General features: G+C 56.7%; 2 rRNA genes. Both read right to left on the bottom strand.

Annotation, left to right across the window (positions count from 1 at the left end):
• Positions 1–624, bottom strand: a 23S ribosomal RNA gene (locus tag ACIBL3_RS47225); the annotation flags it as partial.
• Positions 625–1,078: 454 nt separating this feature from the next.
• Positions 1,079–2,596: ribosomal RNA gene (locus ACIBL3_RS47220) — 16S ribosomal RNA — on the bottom strand.
• Between the last annotated feature and the right edge of the window lie 69 nt (positions 2,597–2,665).

Genomic DNA, 2,665 nt, shown 5'->3' with positions numbered 1-2,665 from the left:
GCTCCGACGGATTGTAGGCAACCGGTTTCAGGTACTATTTCACTCCCCTCCCGGGGTACTTTTCATCTTTCCCTCACGGTACTAGTCCGCTATCGGTCACCAAGAAGTATTTAGGCTTAGCGGGTGGTCCCGCCAGATTCACACGAGATTTCAAGAGTCCCGTGCTACTTGGGAAAACACTCGGAAGTCACTGTCTTACGCCTACGGGGCCATAACCCACTACGGCTCAACATTCCAGAAGATTCGACTTCAACAGCGATTTATAACTCCCCGATCCCACGGCATTGAGATCTGAATGCTCCCACAACCCCATATACGCAACGCACGCCGGCTATCACACGCACATGGTTTAGCCTCATCCGCTTTCGCTCGCCACTACTCACGGAATCACAATTGTTTTCTCTTCCTGCGGGTACTGAGATGTTTCACTTCCCCGCGTTCCCTCCAGAACCCTATGTGTTCAGGCACTGGTAACTGGCTTTAGAATGCCAGCTGGGTTTCCCCATTCGGACACCCCCGGATCACAGCTCGGTTGCCAACTCCCCGGGGCTTATCGCAGGCTCCAACGTCCTTCATCGGCTCTTGGTACCAAGACATCCACCGATTGCCCTTAGTAGCTTGTCACAACAACAAACATGCAAAAACGCTACAAAGAGATGCTCGCGTCCACTATACAGTTCTCAAAATACGGGCAGAAACCGAACCACACCCGCCACCTATCACGACGAGATCCTCACCCAGGGAAACAAACCACCCAGACAAGAAACCCTCGCAACGGTTTGACGAAGGCCGGCCCCAGCCACCCACCCAACCGTCACCGGTCGAGCGATGACCCAGAAGAAACGATCCAACCCCCGGAGGGGAAGGCCCGATTCCTCAGGACCCAACAGCGCGCCTCGGCCACTCACTCTCACGCTCTCACGTTCCACACCCACAAGGAGTAGTACTAGCTCGACCGATCGAGATCCCGGCCTAATGGTCAATGTTCCACAGTCCGAAGCACCATCACCCTCGGAACACTCGTCCGAGCAGGCGATGACATGGACAACCACTAAGCGGGTTGCCAAGTGCTCCTTAGAAAGGAGGTGATCCAGCCGCACCTTCCGGTACGGCTACCTTGTTACGACTTCGTCCTAATCGCCAGCCCCACCTTCGACGGCTCCCTCCACAAGGGTTAGGCCACCGGCTTCGGGTGTTGCCGACTTTCATGACGTGACGGGCGGTGTGTACAAGGCCCGGGAACGTATTCACCGCAGCGTTGCTGATCTGCGATTACTAGCGACTCCGACTTCATGGGGTCGAGTTGCAGACCCCAATCCGAACTGAGACCGGCTTTTTGGGATTCGCTCCACCTTACAGCTTCGCAGCCCTTTGTACCGGCCATTGTAGCATGCGTGAAGCCCTGGACATAAGGGGCATGATGACTTGACGTCATCCCCACCTTCCTCCGAGTTGACCCCGGCAGTCTCCTATGAGTCCCCACCATAACGTGCTGGCAACATAGGACGAGGGTTGCGCTCGTTGCGGGACTTAACCCAACATCTCACGACACGAGCTGACGACAGCCATGCACCACCTGTATAGGACCCTTACGGACCCCCCATCTCTGGAGGATTTCCCTATATGTCAAACCCAGGTAAGGTTCTTCGCGTTGCATCGAATTAATCCGCATGCTCCGCCGCTTGTGCGGGCCCCCGTCAATTCCTTTGAGTTTTAGCCTTGCGGCCGTACTCCCCAGGCGGGGCGCTTAATGCGTTAGCTGCGGCACGGAGGACGTGGAATGTCCCCCACACCTAGCGCCCAACGTTTACGGCGTGGACTACCAGGGTATCTAATCCTGTTCGCTACCCACGCTTTCGCTCCTCAGCGTCAGGTAAGGCCCAGAGAGCCGCCTTCGCCACCGGTGTTCTTCCTGATATCTGCGCATTCCACCGCTACACCAGGAGTTCCGCTCTCCCCTGCCTACCTCTAGTCTGCCCGTATCGGAAGCAGGCTCGGAGTTAAGCTCCGAGTTTTCACTCCCGACGTGACGAACCGCCTACGAGCCCTTTACGCCCAATAATTCCGGACAACGCTCGGACCCTACGTATTACCGCGGCTGCTGGCACGTAGTTGGCCGGTCCTTCTTCTGCAGGTACCGTCACTCTCGCTTCGTCCCTGCTGAAAGAGGTTTACAACCCGAAGGCCGTCATCCCTCACGCGGCGTTGCTGCGTCAGACTTTCGTCCATTGCGCAATATTCCCCACTGCTGCCTCCCGTAGGAGTCTGGGCCGTGTCTCAGTCCCAGTGTGGCCGGTCGCCCTCTCAGGCCGGCTACCCGTCGACGCCTTGGTAGGCCATTACCCCACCAACAAGCTGATAGGCCGCGAGCCCATCCCCAACCGCCAGAACTTTCAACCACAAACCATGAGGAAAGTGGTGATATCCGGTATTAGACCCCGTTTCCGAGGCTTATCCCGAAGTTGAGGGTAGGTTGCTCACGTGTTACTCACCCGTTCGCCGCTCGTGTACCCCCGAAGGGGCCTTACCGCTCGACTTGCATGTGTTAAGCACGCCGCCAGCGTTCGTCCTGAGCCAGGATCAAACTCTCCGTTGAAATCTATAAGTCAACCACAACCCCCGAAGAGGCCGCGGAAAACAGACTCACAAAAAGTGATCCTTTGAA

Source organism: Kribbella sp. NPDC050124 (genome assembly GCF_044460355.1).
Classification (GTDB): Bacteria; Actinomycetota; Actinomycetes; order Propionibacteriales; family Kribbellaceae; genus Kribbella.
This window is presented reverse-complemented; position numbering and strand designations above follow the sequence as displayed.